The 1297-nt window shown below is 69.9% G+C and carries 1 protein-coding gene; it reads left to right on the top strand.

The window, feature by feature from the left end; all coding sequences use genetic code 11:
- Nucleotides 1-397 precede the first annotated feature (397 nt).
- A partial coding sequence (locus AVL62_RS05615; RefSeq protein ID WP_235585565.1) for an IS110 family transposase occupies nucleotides 398-1297 on the top strand: 900 nt, incomplete at its 3' end.

The raw sequence follows: 1297 nt of genomic DNA, 5'->3' as shown, positions 1-1297 counted from the left end.
GCGGCTACTAGGAGACTTCCCTTCATGATCGGGTCGGGCCAGACTCGGTTTAGGTGCCCGGCGGGACGCTCTCAATTGCGGCTGCCCAGCCCGTGTGGTTGTGGCTCTCTTCTGGACTGTGCCTCGTCGGGTACCGCTGACGAGGCGTGGCTCAAGAGGGGATTGCCCTGCTCGTAGTAGCACTGCCCACCTCGCCGTTTCCGTTTATCGGTTCGAGGCGCCTGTTGGAGGCGAGGAGCATGGCAGAGGTCATCATCGGGGTCGACCCCCACAAGCTGTCCGCGACGATCGAGATCGTGGACCGTCAGGAGCGGCTGGTCGCGACCGGCCGGTTCAACACCGACCAGCGCGGGTACACCGCGATGCGGTCCTACGCGCGGACCTTCCCGCACCGGCTGTGGGCGGTCGAGGGGCCAACGGCACCGGGCGCCCGCTGGCTCAGCGGCTGGTCGAGGACGGCGAACGGGTCGTCGACGTCCCGGCGAAGCTGGCCGCCAGGGTGCGGTTGTTCGACACCGGCCACAACCGCAAGACCGATGCCCTGGACGCGCACTCCATCGCTGTCGTGGCCGTCCGGACCCGAGGCTTGCGGGTGGTGCACCGTGACGGGGAGCTCGAGGCGTTGCGGATGCTGTCCGACCGGCGTGATGAGCTGTCCCGGTTGCGGGTGCAGACGGTCAATCGGCTGCAGCGCCTGCTGGGCGAGCTGATCCCGGGCAAGAGGAAGCGGGACCTGTCGGCGACCCAGGCCAAGAGGATGCTGGCCAGCGTCCGCCCTCGCGACGTCGCCGGGCGGACCCGACGGCGCATGGCGGTCGAGGAGCTGACTGACCTGGTCGCCGTCGACGCCAAGCTCAAGGCACTGAACGCTGAGCTGAAGGCCGCGGTCCTGGCGCGCGGGTCGCACCTGATGGACATCCACGGCATCGGCCCTGCCGGCGCGGCACGGATCCTGGCCGATGTCGGCGACGTCGCCCGGTTCCCCACCCGGGCGCGGTTCGCGTCCTGGACCGGGACCGCACCGCTGGACGCCTCTTCTGGGCAGCAGGTCCGCCACCGCCTGTCCCGGGCGGGGAACAGGCGGATGAACCACGTGCTGCACATCGCCGCGACCGTGCAGCTGCGCAACGCCACCGAGGGCCGGGCCTACTTCGACCGCAAGGTCGCCGACGGCAAGACATCGATGGAGGCGCTGCGCGCGCTCAAACGGCGCCTGTCCGACGTGGTGTACCGCCAGCTCCTCGCCGACGCCATGTCGCTTCAGACCCCAGACGTCGAGGCGGGTCCGGGAGGGCAC

This window comes from Serinicoccus chungangensis (assembly GCF_001483745.1).
GTDB lineage: Bacteria > Actinomycetota > Actinomycetes > Actinomycetales > Dermatophilaceae > Ornithinicoccus > Ornithinicoccus chungangensis_A.
The sequence above is the reverse complement of the archived record's forward strand: the minus strand, read 5'-3'. Positions and strand labels throughout refer to the sequence as shown.